Here is a 19,406-nt window from a genome sequence, read left to right as displayed (position 1 = left end):
GCGGGTGCGCGCGGCGGCGAGATCGTGGTCGGAGGCCCACGAAACGCGCTTCCGACGTGGGCGACGCCGTTGTGCGGGTTCCACAATCCTGAGCAACCGCCCTTAGAGGATGCGGCAGGTCGGGCTGCGGGACGGAGCCGAGTGCGCCGAGTGCGCCGAGCCGGCGCGGGTCAGCTGTCGCCGAGCTGCGCCGCGCTCACGTCGAAGGTGTTGCACGACTGCGGGTCGCCGTTGTACCCGGTCAGGAACCACTTCTGCCGCGCCGCGCTCGAGCCGTGCGTCCAGCTCTCGGGCGTCGCCTGCCCCTGCGTCTTCTCCTGGATGTTGTCGTCGCCCACCGTCGCCGCGGCGTTCAGCGCGTCGTCGATCTCCTGCCGCGTCGGCGGCTCGAGGATGCGGTCGTCGCCCTGCGCGGCCGCGCCCAGCCAGGCGCCCGCGAAGCAGTCGGCCTGCAGCTCGAGGCGCACGCTGTCGCTCGCGGGGCCGGTCGCCCGCAGGTCCTTGCCGTCGGTGATGCCGGTGATGTGCTGGATGTGGTGGCCCCACTCGTGCCCGATCACGTACAGCTGGGCGAGCGGTCCGGCGGTCGAGCCGAACTGGGAGCGCAGCTGGTCGTAGAAGCTCGTGTCGAGGTAGATCTGCTGGTCGGCGGGGCAGTAGAAGGGGCCGACCGCGGCCGTCGCGCCGCCGCATCCGGTGTTCGTCTGGTCTTCGAAGATGATGATCTTCGGGTCGGTCGCGCCGTCGACGTGCTGCGGCCAGTAGGCGCGCAGCGAGGCGGCCGCCCCCTGCACCCGGCAGTCGATGTCGTCGTTGGCCTGCTGCGCCGAGCAGCTGAGCGCGCTCTCGTCGCTCGTGGCGCCGCCGCCCGTGCCGCCGCCGAGGAACTGGCTCACGTCGACGCCCGTGAACGCCTGGATGAGCAGCGCCACGATCACCAGACCGCCGGCGCCCGCGCCGACGCCGATCCCGGCATTGCGACCGCGCTTGCTGACGCGGCCCTTGCTGATATCCGAGTTCGGATCGAAGGTCATGCGCCGAGGCTAGCGCCGGGGATGCGGGGCGACCAGGGGCGGATCGGGCGGGCCGGGGCGCGGCGGCGCGGCGCGGCGCGGCGGGGTCGGCCGGCCAGGGCGCGCCGGGGCGCGGATCGTCAGGGCGCGCCAGGGCGCGGCTCGTCAGGGCGCACCGAGCACGGCGCGCGCGATCGCGCGGATGTGGCGGTCGTCGGTTCCGCAGCATCCGCCGAGCACCGTGAGGCCGGGCATCCGCTCGTGCAGCTCGGCGAAGCACCGGCCGAGGTCCGCGGGGTCGCCCGGATCGAGCACGTCGAGCGCATCCAGCTCGGCGTGACTGCGGCGCGAACCGTTCGCACGGAACGCCGCGACGCGCCCGCCCCACGGCTCGGCCAGGTCGGCCGGCAGGTGATCGGGATGCGCGCAGTTGACCCCGAAGTAGGCGGGCGCGCCGTCCGTGGCGCCGTCGACCTCGGCCACCGCATCCCGCAGCGACTGGCCGCCCGGCAGCCGCCCGTCGGTCTCGACCGTGAACGAGATCACGATCGGGATGCCGATCTCGCGCGCCGCGGTGGCGATGCCGATCGCCTCGGCCGGGTAGGTCAGGGTGAGCGCGGCGGCGTAGTCGACGGGGGCGGGGGCTCCGGGCGTCCCTCCGCCCCCGGCGAGGCCGAGGAGCGCGTCGGCGGCGGCGCGGGTGCCGGCCGCGGCGCGGGCCGAGTCGCGGCCGACTGCGTCGGAGCCGGATGCGGCGGGTCGCCCGCCGCCCAGCGCAGTGCCGGCCATCGGGCCCGAGCTCGGGTCGGCGAAGATCTCGAGCTGCCGGCGGTGGTAGTCCGCGGCCTCGTCCGCCGACATCAGCGTCGCCGGAGAATAGCCGTCGTCGCGCGGACCCAGCACGCCGCTCACCAGGATCGGCTGCCGGGCTCCGCCGGCGACCGCCTCGGCGCGCAGTTCGTGAGCGAACGCGATCGACGCGCGCAGGATGCGCTCGAACTCGGCGCCCGCGTACCCGCGTCGGGCGGCCCAGTCGGGATTCGCCCGCCAGGTCACGGTGTCGAGGCTGAACGGGGCGTGCGCATCCTGAGCGGTCTCGATCGCGAGCCGGTAGTAGGCGGCGAGCGCCTCGCGGCCGTGCTCGTCGTCGAGCAGCGGGAACGCCGCGAAATCGGGCAGGTCGAAGCCGGCGCCGTAGATGAGGTCGGTCTCGAGTCCGCCGTCAGTCAAGGTGACGGCGCCCGGATCGGTGCGCGGGATGCGGAACGGCATGACTGCCTTCTCGGGTTCGGGCGTCGGCACGTGGGGGAGCAGCCGGGCGTGCCCGTAGGGCGCCGAGACTAGACCTGTCGGTGCACGGGCACAAGAGCGCGGGCGCGGCAGCCGCGCGTGCGCGGGGCTCAGCGCTCGGCACAAGAGCGCGGGCGCGGCAGCCTCGCCTGCGGCGCTCGTGCGCACGGGGCTCGTGTGCACGGAAACCGGCCAGCAGCAGCGCCGAGCTCCATTGCGACTCGACGGCACTCTCCGCCGGTTTCCGTGCACGCCCGCGCGCGGGTGGCCACGAATGCACGCCAGGCGCGGCGTGTCCCGTGCATCCCCGGCCACCCTCGACGAGCGGACGGCGCAGGGTGGCCACAAGTGCACGCCCGCCCGGCGTGTCGCGGTCATCTCTGGCCACCCTCGATGCGCAACGGGCGACGCGCGGGATGCGGGGTCGGAGCGGGTGGGACCGACGCGCGGGGCTAGAGGCGCTCGGGGCTCAGGGCGCGCTTGACCCGCTCGACCACGTTCGCGGCCGGCGGCTCGTTGTAGCGACCCGCGGGCTCCTGGCCGCTGAGCTTCTGGATCTCGGCCATGAGCGCATCCGTCGCCTGGCGGCGCGCACGACCCGAGGTGGCGGGGCCGAAGGTGCCGAGGTCGAGCGGCTTGCCGAAGCGCACCGTCACCTTGGCGCGGCGGATGCGGTTGGAGCCGACGGGCTGCAGCTGGTCGGTGCCGATCAGACCGACCGGCACGACCGGCACGCCCGCGGTCATCGCCAGCCACGCGACGCCGGTGCGTCCGCGATAGAGCCGGCCGTCGAGCGAGCGGGTGCCCTCGGGGTAGATCGCGAAGGCGTCGCCGTTCTCGAGGATCTCGAGCCCCGCATCCAGGGCCGCCTGCGCCGCCGCACCCGCGCCGCGCTCGACCGGCACGGCGCCGACTCCGCTGAAGAAGGCTTTGCTCAGCGCGCCCTTCACGCCGGCGCCGGCGAAGTAGTCCGACTTGGCGAGGAACGCGACGGTGCGCGGCGCGACGAGCGTGATCACGACGCTGTCGATGAACGAGAGGTGGTTGCTGGCCAGGATGACGGCGCCGCGCTTCGGCACGTTGCGCTTGCCCTCGACCTTCGGCCGGAACGTCGCCTTCGCCATCGGGGCGGCGAGGCGGCGGGCGACCGAGGCGAACATCGCCTCAGCCTGTCACAGCCGGGCCGTGCGAGTCGCTCATCCATGCGGGTGACGGCATATGAAGCCTCGGGATGCGCGGCTCGGGCGGCTCCGATCGACTCATCCTGGGCACCGCGCGCGACGAGACCGGCGGACCTCTACCGCCAGTCGTCCGGCGGCGGGGGCTCCTCGTCCCAGAACGGCGGCGGCTCCTCGTCGAGGAAAGGCGGCGGCTCGGGCTCGGTCGTGAGGGGGCGTGCCGCGGGAGACGGTGTGCGCGGCGCGGCTGTGCGAGGAGCGGCTGTGCGAGTCCGCGCCGCGGGGCGCGCCGTCGACCGCGCTCCGGCGGACCCGGCCGAGCTCGACTCCGCGGCGCTCGATTCCGCCGTATGCGGTGCCGCCGCACTCGACTCCGCCGCACGCGCACCGGCCGCGACCCCGGAACCCTCGGCGACCGGGTCGCCGGCGACGACGGCGAGCACCGCATCCGCGTAGGTGTCGAGCTTCTTCTCGCCGATGCCGCTGATCTCGCCCAGCTCGGCGCGCGAGGTCGGCTTGGTGACGGCGATGCCGCGCAGGGTCGCGTCGTTGAAGACGACGTAGGCGGGAACGCCCTGCGAACGCGCCTCGCCCGCGCGCCACTCGCGCAGCGCCTCGAACAGGTCGCGCGAGCCCTCGGGCAGCTCCGAGACGGTGCGCTTCGCGCCGGAACCCGAGCCGCCGCGGCCGCGGCCGGCCGGCTTCGGCGCCTCACGCCGCAGCCGCACCGGGGCCGAGCCGTCGAGCACGCCGCGGGCGGCCTCGCCGATCGCGAGCGTGCCGTACTCCCCCTGCACCACGAGGATGCCGCGCGCCAGCAGCTGCCGCACGACCCCGCGCCAGTCGCCGTCGCTGAGCTCGGTGCCGATGCCGAAGGTCTTCAGCTCGTCGTGCCGCTGCTGCCGAACCCGCTCGGTGCTGCGACCGAGCAGGATGTCGATCAGGTGCCCGGCGCCGAACTTCTGCCCGCGCTCGCGGTCGAGCCGCACGATCGTCGAGAGCAGCTTCTGGGCGGCGACCGTGCCATCCCACGCCTCGGGCGGGGCGAGGCAGGTGTCGCAGTTGCCGCAGGGCTTGGTCTGCTCGTCGAAGTAGTCCAGCAGCTGCACGCGACGGCAGTCGATCGTCTCGCAGAGGGCGAGCATCGCATCCAGATGGGTCTGCATGCGGCGACGGTGGGCGCGGTCGCCCTCGCTGTCGTCGATCATGCGGCGCTGCTGCACCACGTCCTGCAGGCCGTAGGCGAGCCAGGCGGTCGACGGCAGCCCGTCACGGCCGGCGCGCCCGGTCTCCTGGTAGTAGCCCTCGACGCTCTTCGGCAGGTCGAGGTGCGCGACGAAGCGCACGTCGGGCTTGTCGATGCCCATGCCGAAGGCGATCGTCGCGACCATGACGATGCCGTCCTCCCGCAGGAAGCGCGACTGGTTGCGCTGACGCACGGTCGCGTCGAGACCCGCGTGGTACGGCAGGGCCGGGATGCCCTCGGCGACGAGCGCGGCCGCGGTCGACTCGACCGACTTGCGCGAGAGGCAGTAGACGATGCCGGCGTCGCCGGGGTGCTCCGAGCGGATCAGCCGCAGCAGCTGCTGCACCGGCTGCGCCTTCGCGTCGATGCGGTATTGGATGTTGGGCCGGTCGAAGCTCGACACGAACCACTCGGCGTCGCCCAGGTCGAGACGCTGCGCGATCTCGTGCCGGGTCTGCTCGGTCGCGGTCGCCGTGAGGGCGATGCGCGGCACGCTCGGCCAGCGCTCGTGCAGCACCGACAGCTGCAGGTAGTCGGGGCGGAAGTCGTGCCCCCACTGCGACACGCAGTGCGCCTCGTCGATCGCGAACAGCGCCACGTCGACCCGGTCGAGCAGCGCGAGCGCCGACTCCATGCGCAGCCGCTCGGGTGCGAGGTAGAGCAGGTCGACCTCGCCGGCCAGGAGCGCCTGCTCGACCCGGCGCCGCTCATCCGGCAGCTGGGTGGAGTTGAGGAACTCGGCGCGCACGCCGACGGCGGTCAGCGCATCCACCTGGTCTTGCATGAGGGCGATGAGCGGCGAGATGACGACGCCCGTGCCCTGTCGCACCAGCGACGGAATCTGGTAGCAGAGCGACTTGCCGCCGCCGGTGGGCATGAGCACGAGCGCGTCGCCGCCGTCGACGAGACGCTGGATGATCGCCCCCTGCTGCCCGCGGAATTCGTCGTACCCGAAGACCTTCTCGAGCACCTCGAGCGGGGCGAGGCCGGCGGCGATCGTCATGCCGTCAACTGTACGGAGCGGCACCGACCTGCGCCGCGCCCGGAGCCTCGATGTGGATGCGCATCCCGCACGCGGCACTGGGGAGGAGCGCCGACCGGCTCGCCAGCCGACCCCGCCGACCGGCTACGGTGGCGACCGTGCTCACGGTGATCGTCGGCCTCACGGTCGCCCTCGTCTACGGAGCGGCGGATTTCGTCGGCGGCGTCGCCGGCCGCCGACTGCCGGTCGCCGTGGTGACCGCGCTGAGCGCGACCGCCGGGCTCATCGTGGTGAGCGCGATCGCCCTCCCGCTGCTCGGCGGCACCTGGTCACCCGAGGCCGTGCTCTGGGGCGCCGTCAGCGCGCTCGTCGGCGCGACCGCGCTGCCGCTGCTCTATGCAGCGCTCGCGCTCGGCCCGATGAGCATCGTGTCGCCGCTGGCCGCCCTGCTCGGCGCGATCGTGCCGATGGCGTGGGGCCTCGTGCAGGGCGAGCGGCTCGGTCCGCTGGGTCCGGTCGCGCTCGGGGCGGCACTCGTGGCCGTGGTGCTGGTCGGGTTCGTGCCGCCGCCGCGTGACCCCGCGCATCCCGGACGCCGCCTGCCGCTCGTGCGCCCGAGCCTGAAGGCCCTGCTCGCGGCGACCGCCGCCGGCCTGCTGCTGGGCGTGTTCATCGTGATCTTCGACCAGACCCCCGACGACTCGGGCGTCGTGCCGCTGGCCGTCAACCGCGCCGGCATGATGCTGCTGCTCTGGCCGGTCGCCGCCGTGCTGCTGACGCGGATGCGGCGGCGCGCCCGGGAGCGCACGGCCGGCGACACTGCCGACTCCGTCGAGTCCCTCGACTCCCTCGAGTCCGACACCCTCCCCCGGGCCCGCGTCGCCCCGGCACCCCTGCTCGCCCGCCGCACCCTGCTGCTGGCCGCGCTGGGCGGAGCGCTCGACACGACGGCGAACGCGCTCATCCTGGTCGGCCTGCGCCTCGGCGACCTCAGCGTGATGGGCGTGCTGACGGCGATGTACCCGGCGGGCACGATCCTGCTCGCGGCGGTCGTGCTGGGCGAGCGCATCACCCGCGTGCAGTGGATCGGCCTGGCGCTCGCCCTCGCGGCGGCCGGGATGCTCGCCCTCGCCTGAGCGCGCGACACCGCGACGCCCCGCGACGCCGCGCGAACCCATCGCGAACCGCGACAGGTTAGGCTCACCTAACCTGAGCATCCCGATCGGAGTCCCGTGGCATCCATCAGCAACATCGAGATCACGCACGGCGTCGCCGGGCTCGTGCGCGCCGAGGTCGTGCGCAGCGAGCGCATCTCGCCGCACTTCCAGCGTGTGACCGTCACCGGACCCGACCTCGAGCGCTGGACCTACCAGGGCTTCGACCAGTGGTTCCGCCTCGCGATCCCGGTCGACGAAAGCCACCCCGGATTCGACCGACTGCCCGACCGCATCGACATGAAGGGCTACCTCAAGTACCTGACGATGCCGAAGGCGACGCGTCCGGTGATCCGCAACTACACGGTGCGCGCCTACCGGCCCGAGGCGCAGGAGCTCGACATCGACTTCGTCGTGCACGGCACCGACGGCGTGGCCGGGCCGTGGGCCGAGGTCGCGACGCCCGGCAAGCAGATCGCCTTCATCGATCAGGGATGCGGCTGGTCGCCGGTCGACGACGCCGACTGGTTCCTGCTGGTCGCCGACCCGTCGGGCCTGCCCGCCGTGGCCGGCATCCTGCGCGATCTGCCGCGCGACGCCCGCGGTCTGGCGATCGTCGAGCTCGACAGCCTCGACGACGCCCAGCACGTGGATGCGCCCGACGGCGTCGACCTGCACTGGGTGATCCGGCCCGAGGGGCGGAAGGTCGGCGAGCTCGCCCTCGAGCACGTGCGCGACCTGCCGTTCCCCGAGGGAGTGCCCTACGCCTTCGCGGTCGGCGAGGCCGCGCTGGCGACCGGCACGCGCCGCTACCTCGTGAGCGAGCTCGGCATCTCGAAGAAGAACGTCACGTTCTGCGGCTACTGGAAGGCCGGCCGCAACTCCGACTGAGCGGGCACCTCGCCCGCGTCCGGCACGGCCCCGCGCGCGTCCCGCGCTCGCGCATGTCCTCTGCCCCTGCCACGCTGGACTCGTGAAGATCGCGATCGCGGGCGCCACGGGCGTCGTCGGCCGGCATACCGTCAGCGCGGCCGAGGCCGCCGGGCACGAGGTCGTCGCCCTCTCCCGCTCGGCCGGGCACGACATCCTCGATGCGACCGCGACGGCCGCGGCTCTCGAGGGGGTGGATGCGCTGGTCGACGTCACGAGCGTCGGCACCATCAAGGCGCGCGAGTCGGTCGCGTTCTTCGAGCCGGCGTCGCGCGCGCTGCTGCAAGCCGAGCGTCTCGCGGGCGTGACGCACCACGTGGCGCTGTCGATCGTGGGCATCGACGACATCGACGACGGCTACTACGCGGGCAAGCTCGCGCAGGAGCGCATCGTGACGAGCGAGAGCGGCGCCGTGCCGTGGACGATCCTGCGCGCGACCCAGTTCCACGAGTTCGCCGAGCAGACCCTGGTGAGCGGACGCATCGGTCCGCTCAACCTGGTGCCGAAGGCCACCGTGCGCACGGTCGCGGCGCGCGAGGTCGGCGCCCGGCTGATCGAGCTCGCGGCCGCGCCGGCCGTGGGCCGCGCTCGCGACCTCGTCGGCCCCGAGCCGGGCGTGCTGGTCGAGCAGATGCGCCGGATGCTGCGCCACGACGGCGTTCCGCGTCGCCTCTTCGAGGTGCGCCTGCCCGGCGCCTTCGGGCGCGGCATGGCCTCGGGCGCCCTGGCCGGCACCGACGACGCCGATCGCGCGGCGCTCACCTTCGACGCCTGGCTCGACTCGGTCGATCACACCAGCGTGAGCTGAGCCAGACAGCGCATCCGGGCACGACCCCGCTCACCGGGGCCGCGCATCCCGAGCCCGAAGATTTCACCCCCGAACGGGTGACAAGCAACCTGAGGTTTCCCTACGGTGTAGTCAGCACCACGCATTCCGGGGGAGATATGGCAGACGGCACCGAGATCATCGCGATCGACCCCGAGATCCTGCACAAGGTCGCGAGCGAGCTCACGGCCGTCGGCGAGCGGGTCGGCGAGGTGGATGCGCGCATCCGCTCGAACCCGATCGCCCCGGGTGCCTTCGGGCTCATGAACGCGTGGATGGCGCCGCCGATCTCGGCCCTCATCTCGCACACCGCCGAGGTCGTGCAGGTCACGGCGCAGCTGGCGACCGCGGTCGGCGCGGCCACCGAGGCCTCGGCCGGCGACTTCGAGCGCAACGAGCAGACGATCGTGTCGGGGCTCGGCTCGCTCGGCCAGCAGCTCGACGGCACGCCCGGCGCCTCCGGCACGCCCGGAACGCCCGCCGGCCTGAGCGGCCCCGACGGCCTCGACGCCACCAGCGGACGGGCGATCCTGCGATGACGCTCATCGCCCCCACCCCGCTCGGCGTGCCCACACCGCTCGGCGTGCCCGGCCCCCTCGGCGACGCCGCCACGGCCGCCGCCGGCCAGGCCGCGCAGATCGCCGCCCAGCTCGCCTCGAGCTCGTGGGCGCAGGGCGGCGCCGAGGCGTTCCGCGTCGCGTTCGCCGACCCCGGCGGCACGACCGTGCGCATCGTGACGTGGGCGCTCGAGTACGTGCATCCCCTCGACACCTGGCTGGATGCGCTGACCGGCGACAGGGCGCAGGTCAGCGCCTTCGCGCAGACCTGGACCGGTGTCGCATCCACCCTGCGCGAGGCGCAGCAGGATGTCGTGACCGCCCGCGGCCGCATGAGCGAGCAGCAGGGCCAGACCGCGCGCGCCGTGCGCAAGCGCCTCGACGACATCGACGGCGCGCTCGTCGAAGCGGGCGACTGGTCGGATGCCGCGGCGAAGGCGCTCGAGCTGGCCTCCACGATCGTGACGGCCGTGCACGACGCGATCATCGGCGCGCTGAGCGAGCTCGCGGGTCTGGTCGTCGAGCTCTTCGGCTTCACCCTCAACCCCTTCGACAAGGTCGACGAGCTGAAGCGGCTCGTCAACCGCGCGGGCGAGTTCATCCGCGTGATCGGGCAGCTCATCGACCGGATGACGACCGCCTTCGAGCAGCTGAAGCAGCTGCTCGACGCGCTCGCCCCGGTCATCGCCGACATCGTCGAGAGCCTGCGGCCGATCCTGGCCAAGATGGTCCACGTCGCCGCGATCGGCATCGGCACCGGCATCGGTTCGGCGGCGGGCCCCCTCGGCGCGGCCGGCGGCGCCTTCGTCGGCGGCCTGTTCGGCGGCGCGGCGGCCGACCTCATCCAGCCCGACCTGCGGGTCACCGATCTCGACCCGTCGCTGCTGACGACCGACACGCAGCGCGGCGCCTACGCCGACGCCCGCGATGTGACGCGGCTCGACACGCTCGCCGACGCGGTGCGTCAGAACGGCTTCGTCGATCGCATGGGCGCGACCGAGCGCAGCGTCGTCGCGATCAAGCAGATCGTCGGCGACGACGGCCAGACGCGCTTCGTGGTCTCGCTGCCCTCGACACAGGACTGGAACTTCCCCGGCAAGGTCGACCAGGGCTCGCTCGGCGACCTCGACACGAACGTCGCTCTCGTCACGATGGACGACCCGGCCGCGCGCACGCAGTACGAGCGGGCCGTGATGCAGGCGATGCAGGATGCGGGCGTGCCGCCCGGCGCGCACGTCGTCTACACCGGGTTCAGTCAGGGCGGCATCATGGCGGCGTCGATCGCCGAGCACGACCGCACCTACGTGACCGACGCGATCATCACCAACGGCGCCCCCATCGGCACCTTCGACATCCCGCCGACGACGCGCATCGTCAGCTTCGAGCACGCGGCCGACCCCGTGCCGGCGGCCGACGGGCAGTACACGGACTCCACCGCATCCGACCCGAACCGCACCAACGTGAAGCTGCCGAACCCGCCCTCGGGCTGGGCCCCCTTCGAGACCCACAACAACGACAACTACACGCAGTCGGTGGCCACCTGGGAGGCCGCGAACCCGGATGCGGCGGCCGACGTGCGCGCGCTGATCACGGGCCGGGTGGTCGACCAGCAGTTCCACGAGTTCCACGAGTGAGACGCCGAGTCCGGCCCGGTCGCGCCGCCGCGCATCCGGCCCACCACGCCTGCCGCCCCGCACCCCGCACGACACCATCGAGGACGCCATGACCGATCCGACCGCCCCCGGCCCCGCCCCCGCCGACCCCTACGGCAGCCCCGCGCAGGTGCGCGCGACCGTGCAGCAGCAGGTCGCCGCCGCCGAGGCCCGCGCCGCCGCGATCGACGCCCTGGCCGAGCAGGTGGATGCGGTGCGCGCGACCGCGCGCTCGCTGCGCGGCGAGGTCGAGGTGACGGCGGAGCCCTCGGGCGCGGTGCGCGAGGTGCGCTTCAGCGACGACGCCGTCGAGCTGCGCCCCGCCGACCTCGGGCGGCTCGTGACGGAGACGATCGCGCGGGCGCAGCGCGAGGCCGCGGAGAGCGCGCTGCGGGCGGCCGAGGCGACGCTCGGCGCCGACGACGCGGTCGTGGCGGGCATCCGCGATCAGGTGCGACGGCGACCCGAGCCGCCGGCCGCGGGGGCGCGCCCGACGCTCTGACGCGCTGGGGCTCTGACGCGCTGACGGTCGAGCCGGCGCCCGCGCGCTCAGGACGCGGGCGTCACTCCCGGCCCGGGACCGTCGACGATGAGCCGCTTGCCGAGCGAGACGCTCGCATCCATCGTGTAGCCGAGCTCGATGTAGAGCCCGAGCGCGGCTGCGTTGCCCTCGCGCACCTGCAGATTGACCTTGGGGCAGCCACGGGCGAGCAGCAGCCGCTCGACCTCGGCCATCAGCTCGCGGGCGAGTCCCTGCCGCTGCGACGCCGGGTCGACCGCGAGGTAGTTGACCCAGCCGCGGTGCCCGTCGTAGCCCGCCATCGCGGTCGCGACGATGCGCGGAGCCCCGGCGACGGCGAGCTCGCCGACCAGGAACAGCTCGGGCTGCACCTCGGCCTTGCGGGCGATGTCCTTGCGCGGGTCGTTCCAGGGGCGCACGAGTCCGCAGCGCGTCCAGATGTCGACCACGGTCTCGGTATCGGCCGGGGCGAAGGGGCGGATGCGCATCCCACCAGGCTACCTAGACCGAGGGGTGCACCGTCCCGCGCGTGCACACCCCGACCAGCGTGACCCGCGCACCCGATCGCTGTTCGTTCTCGTTCGCGAGTTGCCCACTTCTGCGGGGTTCTCGGCCCGGAGTCCGACAGAAGTGGGCAACTCGCGAACCTCGCGCGCCGAGACGACGAGAGCCGCGCACCCCCGGAGGGATGCGCGGCTCTCGATCAGCGCGAGGCGCGCGGCGCGAGGTCAGTCCTCGGGCGACTCCGCCGGCTCGTCCGACGCGCTCGCGTCGTCGTAGCCGTTGGCGCGGTCGGCGATCACGCCGACCAGCTCGTCGCGCGGACGCACCTCGGTCCACTCGGCGTCGATCTCAGCGCGCTGCAGCAGCGACTCGGTGCGGCGGCGGCGGTTGAACGGCGCGAGGGTGACGACGATGCCGTCCTTGCCCGCGCGGCCGGTGCGGCCGGCGCGGTGCAGGTAGGTCTTGTAGTCGTCGGGCGCGTCGGCCTGGATGACCAGGGTCACGGCATCCACGTGGATGCCGCGGGCGGCGACGTCGGTCGCCACCAGCACGGTCGCGCGACCGCTCGTCAGCTTCTCGAGGTTGCGCGTGCGGCGCGACTGGTTGAGGTCGCCGTGCAGGCTGACCGCGCGGATGCCGTGGTCTTCGAGCATGTCGGTCAGGTCCTCGGCGAAGGCGCGCGTGCGGGCGAAGACGAGCTTCTTGCCCGGGCCGGCGGCGAGCTCGGCCAGCACGGCCTGCTTGTCGCGCTGGTCGAGCAGGAAGACGCGGTGCTCGATCGTCGAGGCGTCCTGGTCTTCACCGGCGACCTCGTAGACGGCGGGCTCGCGCAGGAACTCGTCGACCAGGGCGGCGACCGCCGCATCCAGCGTGGCCGAGAACAGCAGCTTCTGGCTGGTCTCGGGGGTGCGGCGCAGCAGGTCCTGCACGGGCTCGAGGAACCCGAGGTCGCACATGTGGTCGGCCTCGTCGAGCACGACGGTCTCGATCTGCGAGAGGTCGAGACGACCCTGGCTGACCAGGTCGCCGATGCGGCCGGGGGTTCCGACCACGATGTCGACGCCGCGCTGCAGCGCGCCGTACTGGCGGGCGTAGGGCACGCCGCCGTAGAGCTGCGTGGTGAAGAGGCCGACGCTGCGGGCGATCGGCTGCACGGTGCGGTCGATCTGCAGGGCCAGCTCGCGGGTCGGCGCGAGGATGATCGCGCGCGGCGCACGGCCGGGCTTGCGGCGCTCGTTGCTCGACTTCTCGGCGTTCAGGCGCAGCAGGCGCTCGACGAGCGGCGCGCCGAAGGCGATCGTCTTGCCCGAGCCGGTGCGTCCGCGGCCGAGCACGTCGCGGCCCTCGAGCACGACCGGGATCGTGCCGGCCTGGATCGGGAACGGGCTGGATGCGCCCATCTCCGCCAGGGCACTGACGATGTTGCCGCCGAGGCCGAGGTCGGCGAAGCCGGTCGCCTGGATGTCGTCGACGTTGATCGCCTCGGCGGTCAGACGCTCGAGCACGACGTCGTCGGGGATGCCGGCGCCGGGCACGCGGTCGCGGCTCGGGCCGTAGTGCGAGGTGGTCTCGCGGTCGCCGCGGTAGCCGCGGTCGTCGTCGCGACGCGGGCGGTCGCCGAAGTCGCGGCGCGGACGGTCGGAGAACTCGCGACGCGGGCCGCGGTCGCGGTCGAAGCGGTCACCGCGGAAGCCGCCGTCGCGGTCGCCGAAGTCACGGCGGGGCGCGCGGTCGCGATCGCGGTCGCCGAAGTCGCGACGCGGACCGCGGTCCTCGCGGTCGAAGTCGCGGCGCGGACGGTCGTCGCGGGCCGGGCGGTCGCCGCGGTCCTCGCGGAACGGGGTGTGGTCGTGGCGCAGGGCACGCGGCGCGCGCTCGCTGCGGCCGGCGCCGTCGAAGCGGTTCTCGCGCGGGCCCCGGTCGCCGCGGTCGAAGCGGTCACCGCGGTCGCGGTCGCCGCGGAAGCCGCCGTCGCGGTCGCCGTAGTCGCGACGCGGAGCGCGCTCGGCGCGGTCGCCGCCGTCGTGGGCGGGACGGTCCTCCCACTGACGACGAGGGCGGTCGCCGCCATTGTCGCGGCGGTCACCGCGGAATCCACCGCGGTTCTCGTCACGGTCGCCGCGGAAGCCGCGGTCGTCACGGTCGCCGAAGTCGCGACGCGGACGGTCGCCGAAGCGGTCCTCGCGCGGGCCGCGGTCGCGGTCGAAGCGACCGCCGCGGTCGCCGCCGAAGTCGCGTCCGCCGCGCGCGCCGCCGTTGCGGCCGCCGCGGTAGCCGGGCTCGGCGGTCTCGCCGTTGCGGTTGCGGGGCTCCCAGTTGGGGCGGCCGTCGGCCGGGGCGTCGCGACGGGCATCCCGCTCGCCGCCGCGCGGGCGCTCGGACGAGTGTCCGCGCGCGACGCGCTGCTCGCCCGACCAGCGGGGCTTCTTGCCGCCGCGGCCGGCGCCCTCGGCGTCGGGGCGGTAGCCGCGGTGCTTCGGGCTGGGGCCGCCCGTGCGGCCGCCGGAGGCGGAGCCGCCGCGGGGAGCGTTGGACTTTCCGGCGCGCGAGTACGCGCCCGAGTTCTTGGGCATGGTGCTACTTCCAGGGTTTCGTGAACGACGCGCGAGAAGACACGCGTTTGGGGAACCCGGGCACTCTTTGACCGGGGGCCGCTGCTCAGCAGATGAGTCCTCGTCGCCCGATATGGCGACGATCCGGCCCGCACGACAGAACAAGTGATGCGCACGGCGTGGAAACCGTGATGTCGAGAGCCGACCGAGCAAGTGTACGCGGGATGCGCGCAGAACACGACCCCCTCATCCCGACCCCGCACCCCGGGCCGCTCATCCGGTCGCCGAACTCCGCCCCGGCAGCCCGCCCCGAACCGTCTCAAGGAGTTACTGCAACGGGAGTGGCGGATGTTGCTCACCCGCCTCACGAGTCACAGCAACTCCTTGAGATGGTCGCGAACCACCCGCGAGATCGAGCCCCGCCGGCTGAACCCCGGTCGCGCCCCGACCCCGCGCACCGGAAGCGCGCGGCCGACCCGACCTAGGGTGGAGGGGATGCGGCTGAACTCCCGAGCGGTGCGAGCGTCCGGCGTCGTGGCGACCGTCGTCACGGCGCTGATGCTGGTCGCCGGGTGCACGCCGACGGGCGACGACGCCGAGGTGAACACCCCGCCGACGCGCCCGGCGTTCCCCGGATTCGCGACCGACCCCGACGTGCCGGTCGTCGCCGACCAGATCTACGGCACGGCGCAGGACGGCACGCAGCTGAAGCTCGACGTCTGCCTGCCGCCCACGGGCTACGACACGAAGGACGGCCAGACGCTCCCCGAGGGCGCCGACGGTTCCGCCGCCGACGCCGACGCCGACGCCGACGACAGTGCGAGCCCCACCGCCGACCCGAGCACCGGCCCCACCCCCACCGCCGCCGGCGACGTGCCGCAGCCGGCGATCGTGATGGTGCACGGCGGCAGCTGGGCCCGCGGCGACAAGGCCGAGATCACCTGGCGCAGCCTCTGCCAGTGGCTCGCCAAGGCCGGCTACGTGGTCGCGAACGTCGACTACCGCCTCGCCCCGCAGCACACCTTCCCCGCGGCGATCGACGACGTGCAGCAGGCGGTGCGCTGGATGCGGCTCGACGCGCAGCAGAAGCGCTTCCGCATCGACCCGAAGCGCATCGGCGCCTTCGGCGGCTCGGCCGGCGGCAACCTCGTCTCGCTGCTCGGCACGAAGGGCAGCGGGCCGACCGACGAGAACGCGCGCGTCAGCGCGGTCGTCGAGCTCAGCGGACCGATCGACCTCACCGGCGTCGCGGTCACGCCCGACTTCGTGCCCGTGCAGCTCGCCTACCTCGGCTGCGCGAGCGAAGAGGACTGCCCGGCCGCGAAGGAGGCGTCGGCCACCTCGTACATCGACGCGACCGACCCGCCGTTCTTCGTGGCGCACTCGATCCGCGAGCGCATCCCGCTCGAGCAGGCCAACCGCTTCGTCACGAAGCTGCGGGCGAAGGGCGTCGACACGACCTTCGTGAAGGTCAAGGGCGCCCTGCACTCGATCGCGATGCTCGCCGACAACGATCCGCTGCGGGCGCGCATCGTCGAGTTCTTCGACACCAAGCTGCGGGATGCCCCTCCCGCGGCCGAGCCGGTCGCGCCCGCCCCGGGCGACGACACGGCCGACGACGGCACCGTGGTCGAGCCGGGCGCGGGCGCCGGTCAGGGCTGAGTCGGAGCCGCTCCCGCATCCGGGCCCGCCGACGTCGCCGCATCGGAGCCGGCATCCGACATCGGACGCAGGGCGGTGCGCTCGACCGTCACCGGCACGTCGGTGCCCGCCTTCGTGCCACCCGCCTTCGCCGCACGCTTGTCGCCGCGCCGCTCCTTCGCGCCCTCGACGAGCCAGTAGAGCGTCGGCAGCACGATCAGCGTCAGCACGGTCGACGACACGAGTCCGCCGATCACGACGATCGCGAGCGGCTGCGAGATGAAGCCGCCGTGCCCGGTGATGCCGAGCGACATGGGCAGCAGCGCGAAGATCGTCGCCGCCGCGGTCATGAGGATCGGCCGCAGTCGCCGCGAGGTGCCGTGCACGATCGCGTCGCGCACCCGCATCCCGCGCTCGCGGTACTGGTTCACCAGGTCGATGAGCACGATCGCGTTGGTGACGACGATGCCGATCAGCATGAGCACGCCGATCAGCGACGCGACGCCGAGCGGGATGTTCGACGCCAGCTGCAGCAGGATCGCGCCGGTCGCCGCGAACGGCACCGAGACGAGCAGCAGCAGCGGCTGCCGCAGGCTGCGGAACGTCGCGACCATGACCGTGTAGACGATGAGGATCGCCGCGAGCAGCGCGAGCCCGAGCTGCGAGAAGGCGTCGTTCTGGTCGGCGGTCACGCCGCCGAGCGTCGCGGTCGCGCCGGCCGGCAGCTTGGTGTCGTCGACCGCCGCCTGCACGGCGGCCGAGGCGGCGCCCGTGTTCTGGTCGTTCGGCGTGATCGTGATGGTCGCGCTGCGCACGCCGCGCACGGTCGTCACCGAGGTGGGTCCGTCGCGCTGCTCGACCGTGGCGAGCGAGGTCAGCGGCACGGGTCCGGTCGCCGTGGGGATCGAGAAGTCGCGCAGCTCCTGCAGCGTCGTCGGCGAGGTCGTGTTCTCGATGTAGACGTCGAGCGACTTCTCGTCGATCACCACGGTGCCGATGGATGCGGGCAGCATCGCGTCGGCCACGATTCCGCCGACCGCGATCTCGCTGAGCCCCGCGGCCGCCGCCTTGGCCCGGTCGACCTCGATCGCGATGTAGGGCTGCGTGGAGGCGAGGTTGCTCTCGGCCTGGGCCGTCACATCCAGGTCGCGCACCTTCGTCAGGATCGCGTCGGAGGCGTCGTCCAGCTTCTGCGCGTCGGGGGCGAGGATGTCGATCTCGATGTCGCTCGAGCCGAATCCGCCGCCCGAGGCCGCGACCGAGACGTCGCCGACGTCGTCGAGGTCGGCCACCGCATCCCGCACCTGCTGCCGCAGCTCCTCCTGGTCGGCATCCGGATCCGTCGTGATGTTGAAGGTCGCGTCGCCGCCGCCGGTGAACGCCGACTGCAGGCTGCTGCCGCTCGAGCCGAGCGTGGTCGCGACGGTGTCGATGCCGTCGATGTCGCGCAGGGCGGCCTCGACCTTCTTGGCGGCGTCGTCCTTGGCCTCGAGGCTCGTGCCGGCCTTCATGGTCTGGGTCACGGTGACCGTGTTCTGCCCCGAGTCGCTGAGGAAGTTCGTCTGCAGGAACATCCCCCCGAGCACGCCGCTGATCGCCAGCACGAGCACGGCCGCGACGATCGTGATCGCGGGGCGGCGCAGCGTTCCGCGGATGACCGGGAGATACATCCGCTGCAGCCGGGTGGGCTTGTCGAGCTCGTCCTCCTCGGCGGCGGTGGCGACCTCGGCGTGCTTGTGCTCCTTGCGCCCGAGGAACCAGTACGCGAGCACGGGCACGATCGTGAGCGAGACGAACAGCGACGCGGCGAGCGCGATCGTCACGGTCAGCGCGAAGGGACGGAACAGCTCGCCCGTGATGTCGCCGACCAGTGCGAGCGGCAGGAACACCGCGACGGTCGTGACCGTGGATGCGGTGATCGCCACCGCCACCTCGCGCACGGCCTTCTTGATCGCCGTCAGCTTGTCTTCGCCGAGACCCAGGTGCCGCTTGATGTTCTCGATCACGACGATCGAGTCGTCGACGACGCGGCCGATCGCGATCGTGAGCGCACCCAGGGTGATGATGTTGAGCGAGTAGCCGGCGGCGAGCATCCCGATGAAGGTGATGAGCACCGACACGGGGATCGAGATCGCCGTCACGAGCGTCGACCTGATCGAGAACAGGAAGATCAGGATCACGATCACCGCGAAGGCGAGCCCGAGCAGGCCCTCGGTGGCGAGGCTGTCGATCGACTGCTGGATGAACGGCGCCTGGTCGAAGACGACCGTGAACTTCGTGCCGTCGCCGAGCGACTTCTCCAGCTCGGGCAGCTTGTCGCGCAGCAGCTGCGACACCTCGACCGTGTTGCCGTCGGGCTTCTTCGTGATCGAGATCGACAGCGAGTCCTCGCCGTTCACGCGCGAGTAGCCGGTGACCGGGTTCGACTCGACCTTCACCTCGGCGAGGTCGCCGAGCGTCGGCGGCGCCTGACCGGCGGAGCCCGAGCCGCCCAGCAGGGGCAGCGCCGCGATCTCGGCCGTCGTCGTCAGACGGGTGCCCTCCTGCACGACCAGGGTGGAGTCGTTCTCGGTGATCGTGCCGGCCGGAAGCAGCACGCCGTTGTCCTTCAGCGCATCCCGGATGCTCTGGCTGGTCAGCCCCGCGGCATACAGCTTCGGCAGGTCGGGCGTGATCGTGACCCGCTGCCCGCTGTCGCCGAGCAGGCTCGCCTCGCGCACGCCGTCGGTCTTCTCCAGCTCGGTGATCGTGCTGCCGCGCAGCGCGTCGCTGAGATCGGCGGCCGACTTGTCGCTCGTCACCGCGACGACCAGCACCGGCAGGTCGGCGATCGAGCCCGTGATGACCTGCGGGTCGGCGCCGCTCGGCAGCTGGTCTTCGATGCGGCCGATCGCCAGCTGCACCTTCTGCTCGGTGCTCACGATGTCGGTGCCGTAGGTCATCGACGCCGACACGGTCGACACGGCCGAGTTCGAGGTCGCCGTCGTCGACTCGAGACCCTCGATGCCCTGCAGGGCGCGCTCGATCGGCGTGGACACATTCTTCTCGACCACATCGGGGCTCGCCCCCGGGTACTGCGTCAGCACGAACAGCTGCGGCAGCGACAGGCTCGGGATGAGCTCCTGCTTCAGGGTGGTCAGCGAGATGCCGCCGAAGATGCCGATCACGATCGTGAGCAGCGCGATGAGGGCGCGATTGCGCAGGCTGAAGACGGACAGCAGATGCACGGGGGTGACTCCCAGGTCGCCGGCGGTGGTGATGCGCACGGCGCCGCGCGCCCCTCCAGTATCCGCGCCACGGTGGAACGGCACGTACTCCCCCAGGATGATCCCGGCTGGGGTGGATGCGCGGCTTCGTCGGC

At 73.0% G+C, this 19,406-nt stretch carries 14 protein-coding genes; 7 read left to right on the top strand and 7 right to left on the bottom strand.

All coding sequences use genetic code 11. The features are described 5' to 3' along the window. Positions 1 to 170 precede the first annotated feature (170 nt). The 4 genes from FJ658_RS03225 to recQ all read right to left on the bottom strand — a co-directional run bounded on the left by FJ658_RS03225 (position 171) and on the right by recQ (position 5,730). A complete protein-coding gene (locus FJ658_RS03225; RefSeq protein ID WP_141143924.1) occupies positions 171 to 1,034 on the bottom strand; it encodes a neutral zinc metallopeptidase in 864 nt (287 codons plus the stop codon). A gap of 144 nt (positions 1,035 to 1,178) precedes the next feature. Next, positions 1,179 to 2,285: a homocysteine S-methyltransferase family protein gene (locus FJ658_RS03220; RefSeq protein ID WP_181408304.1), complete on the bottom strand. Its 1,107-nt coding sequence runs from the start codon at positions 2,283 to 2,285 to the stop codon at positions 1,179 to 1,181. A 470-nt stretch (positions 2,286 to 2,755) separates the two neighbouring features. Further along, positions 2,756 to 3,463, bottom strand: coding sequence for a 1-acyl-sn-glycerol-3-phosphate acyltransferase (locus FJ658_RS03215; protein WP_141143922.1), 708 nt, complete (start codon positions 3,461 to 3,463; stop codon positions 2,756 to 2,758). Between the two features lie 137 nt (positions 3,464 to 3,600). Further along, positions 3,601 to 5,730, bottom strand: coding sequence for a DNA helicase RecQ (gene recQ, locus FJ658_RS03210; protein WP_141143921.1), 2,130 nt, complete (start codon positions 5,728 to 5,730; stop codon positions 3,601 to 3,603). A 137-nt stretch (positions 5,731 to 5,867) separates the two neighbouring features. Between recQ and FJ658_RS03205 the strand changes: the two genes are divergently transcribed. From FJ658_RS03205 to FJ658_RS03180, 6 genes are all read left to right on the top strand, one after another. After that, positions 5,868 to 6,845, top strand: coding sequence for an EamA family transporter (locus tag FJ658_RS03205; RefSeq protein ID WP_141143920.1), 978 nt, complete (start codon positions 5,868 to 5,870; stop codon positions 6,843 to 6,845). A gap of 96 nt (positions 6,846 to 6,941) precedes the next feature. Beyond that, positions 6,942 to 7,754 (top strand): siderophore-interacting protein, encoded by an 813-nt coding sequence (locus tag FJ658_RS03200; RefSeq protein ID WP_370454749.1) that lies wholly within the window; start codon positions 6,942 to 6,944, stop codon positions 7,752 to 7,754. Positions 7,755 to 7,836: 82 nt separating this feature from the next. Continuing rightward, positions 7,837 to 8,601 (top strand): SDR family oxidoreductase, encoded by a 765-nt coding sequence (locus tag FJ658_RS03195; RefSeq protein WP_141143919.1) that lies wholly within the window; start codon positions 7,837 to 7,839, stop codon positions 8,599 to 8,601. A 137-nt stretch (positions 8,602 to 8,738) separates the two neighbouring features. Further along, the gene (locus FJ658_RS03190) at positions 8,739 to 9,158 is read left to right on the top strand and encodes a hypothetical protein (RefSeq protein ID WP_141143918.1); all 420 of its coding nucleotides are present in this window, start codon (positions 8,739 to 8,741) and stop codon (positions 9,156 to 9,158) included. Next, the gene (locus tag FJ658_RS03185; protein ID WP_141143917.1) at positions 9,155 to 10,810 is read left to right on the top strand and encodes a hypothetical protein; all 1,656 of its coding nucleotides are present in this window, start codon (positions 9,155 to 9,157) and stop codon (positions 10,808 to 10,810) included. Before FJ658_RS03190 ends, FJ658_RS03185 begins: the two co-directional genes overlap by 4 nt. A gap of 88 nt (positions 10,811 to 10,898) precedes the next feature. Then, positions 10,899 to 11,330, top strand: coding sequence for a YbaB/EbfC family nucleoid-associated protein (locus FJ658_RS03180; protein WP_141143916.1), 432 nt, complete (start codon positions 10,899 to 10,901; stop codon positions 11,328 to 11,330). Between the two features lie 47 nt (positions 11,331 to 11,377). Here the strand turns inward: FJ658_RS03180 and FJ658_RS03175 are convergent, their stop codons facing one another. After that, on the bottom strand, positions 11,378 to 11,836 hold the full coding sequence (locus FJ658_RS03175) for a GNAT family acetyltransferase (protein ID WP_141143915.1): 459 nt from the start codon (positions 11,834 to 11,836) through the stop codon (positions 11,378 to 11,380). A 240-nt stretch (positions 11,837 to 12,076) separates the two neighbouring features. Then, the gene (locus FJ658_RS03170) at positions 12,077 to 14,425 is read right to left on the bottom strand and encodes a DEAD/DEAH box helicase (protein ID WP_141143914.1); all 2,349 of its coding nucleotides are present in this window, start codon (positions 14,423 to 14,425) and stop codon (positions 12,077 to 12,079) included. 474 nt (positions 14,426 to 14,899) lie between these two features. Here FJ658_RS03170 and FJ658_RS03165 point away from each other — a divergent pair, with 474 nt between their 5' ends. Continuing rightward, positions 14,900 to 16,066: an alpha/beta hydrolase gene (locus FJ658_RS03165; RefSeq protein ID WP_141143913.1), complete on the top strand. Its 1,167-nt coding sequence runs from the start codon at positions 14,900 to 14,902 to the stop codon at positions 16,064 to 16,066. Here the strand turns inward: FJ658_RS03165 and FJ658_RS03160 are convergent. Then, a complete protein-coding gene (locus tag FJ658_RS03160) occupies positions 16,057 to 19,272 on the bottom strand; it encodes an efflux RND transporter permease subunit (RefSeq protein WP_141144008.1) in 3,216 nt (1,071 codons plus the stop codon). The two genes, FJ658_RS03165 and FJ658_RS03160, sit on opposite strands and share 10 nt — an antisense overlap. Positions 19,273 to 19,406: the final 134 nt, after the last annotated feature.

Origin of the sequence: Schumannella sp. 10F1B-5-1, assembly GCF_006517535.1 — a bacterium.
GTDB lineage: Bacteria > Actinomycetota > Actinomycetes > Actinomycetales > Microbacteriaceae > Schumannella.
The sequence above is the reverse complement of the archived record's forward strand: the minus strand, read 5'-3'. Positions and strand labels throughout refer to the sequence as shown.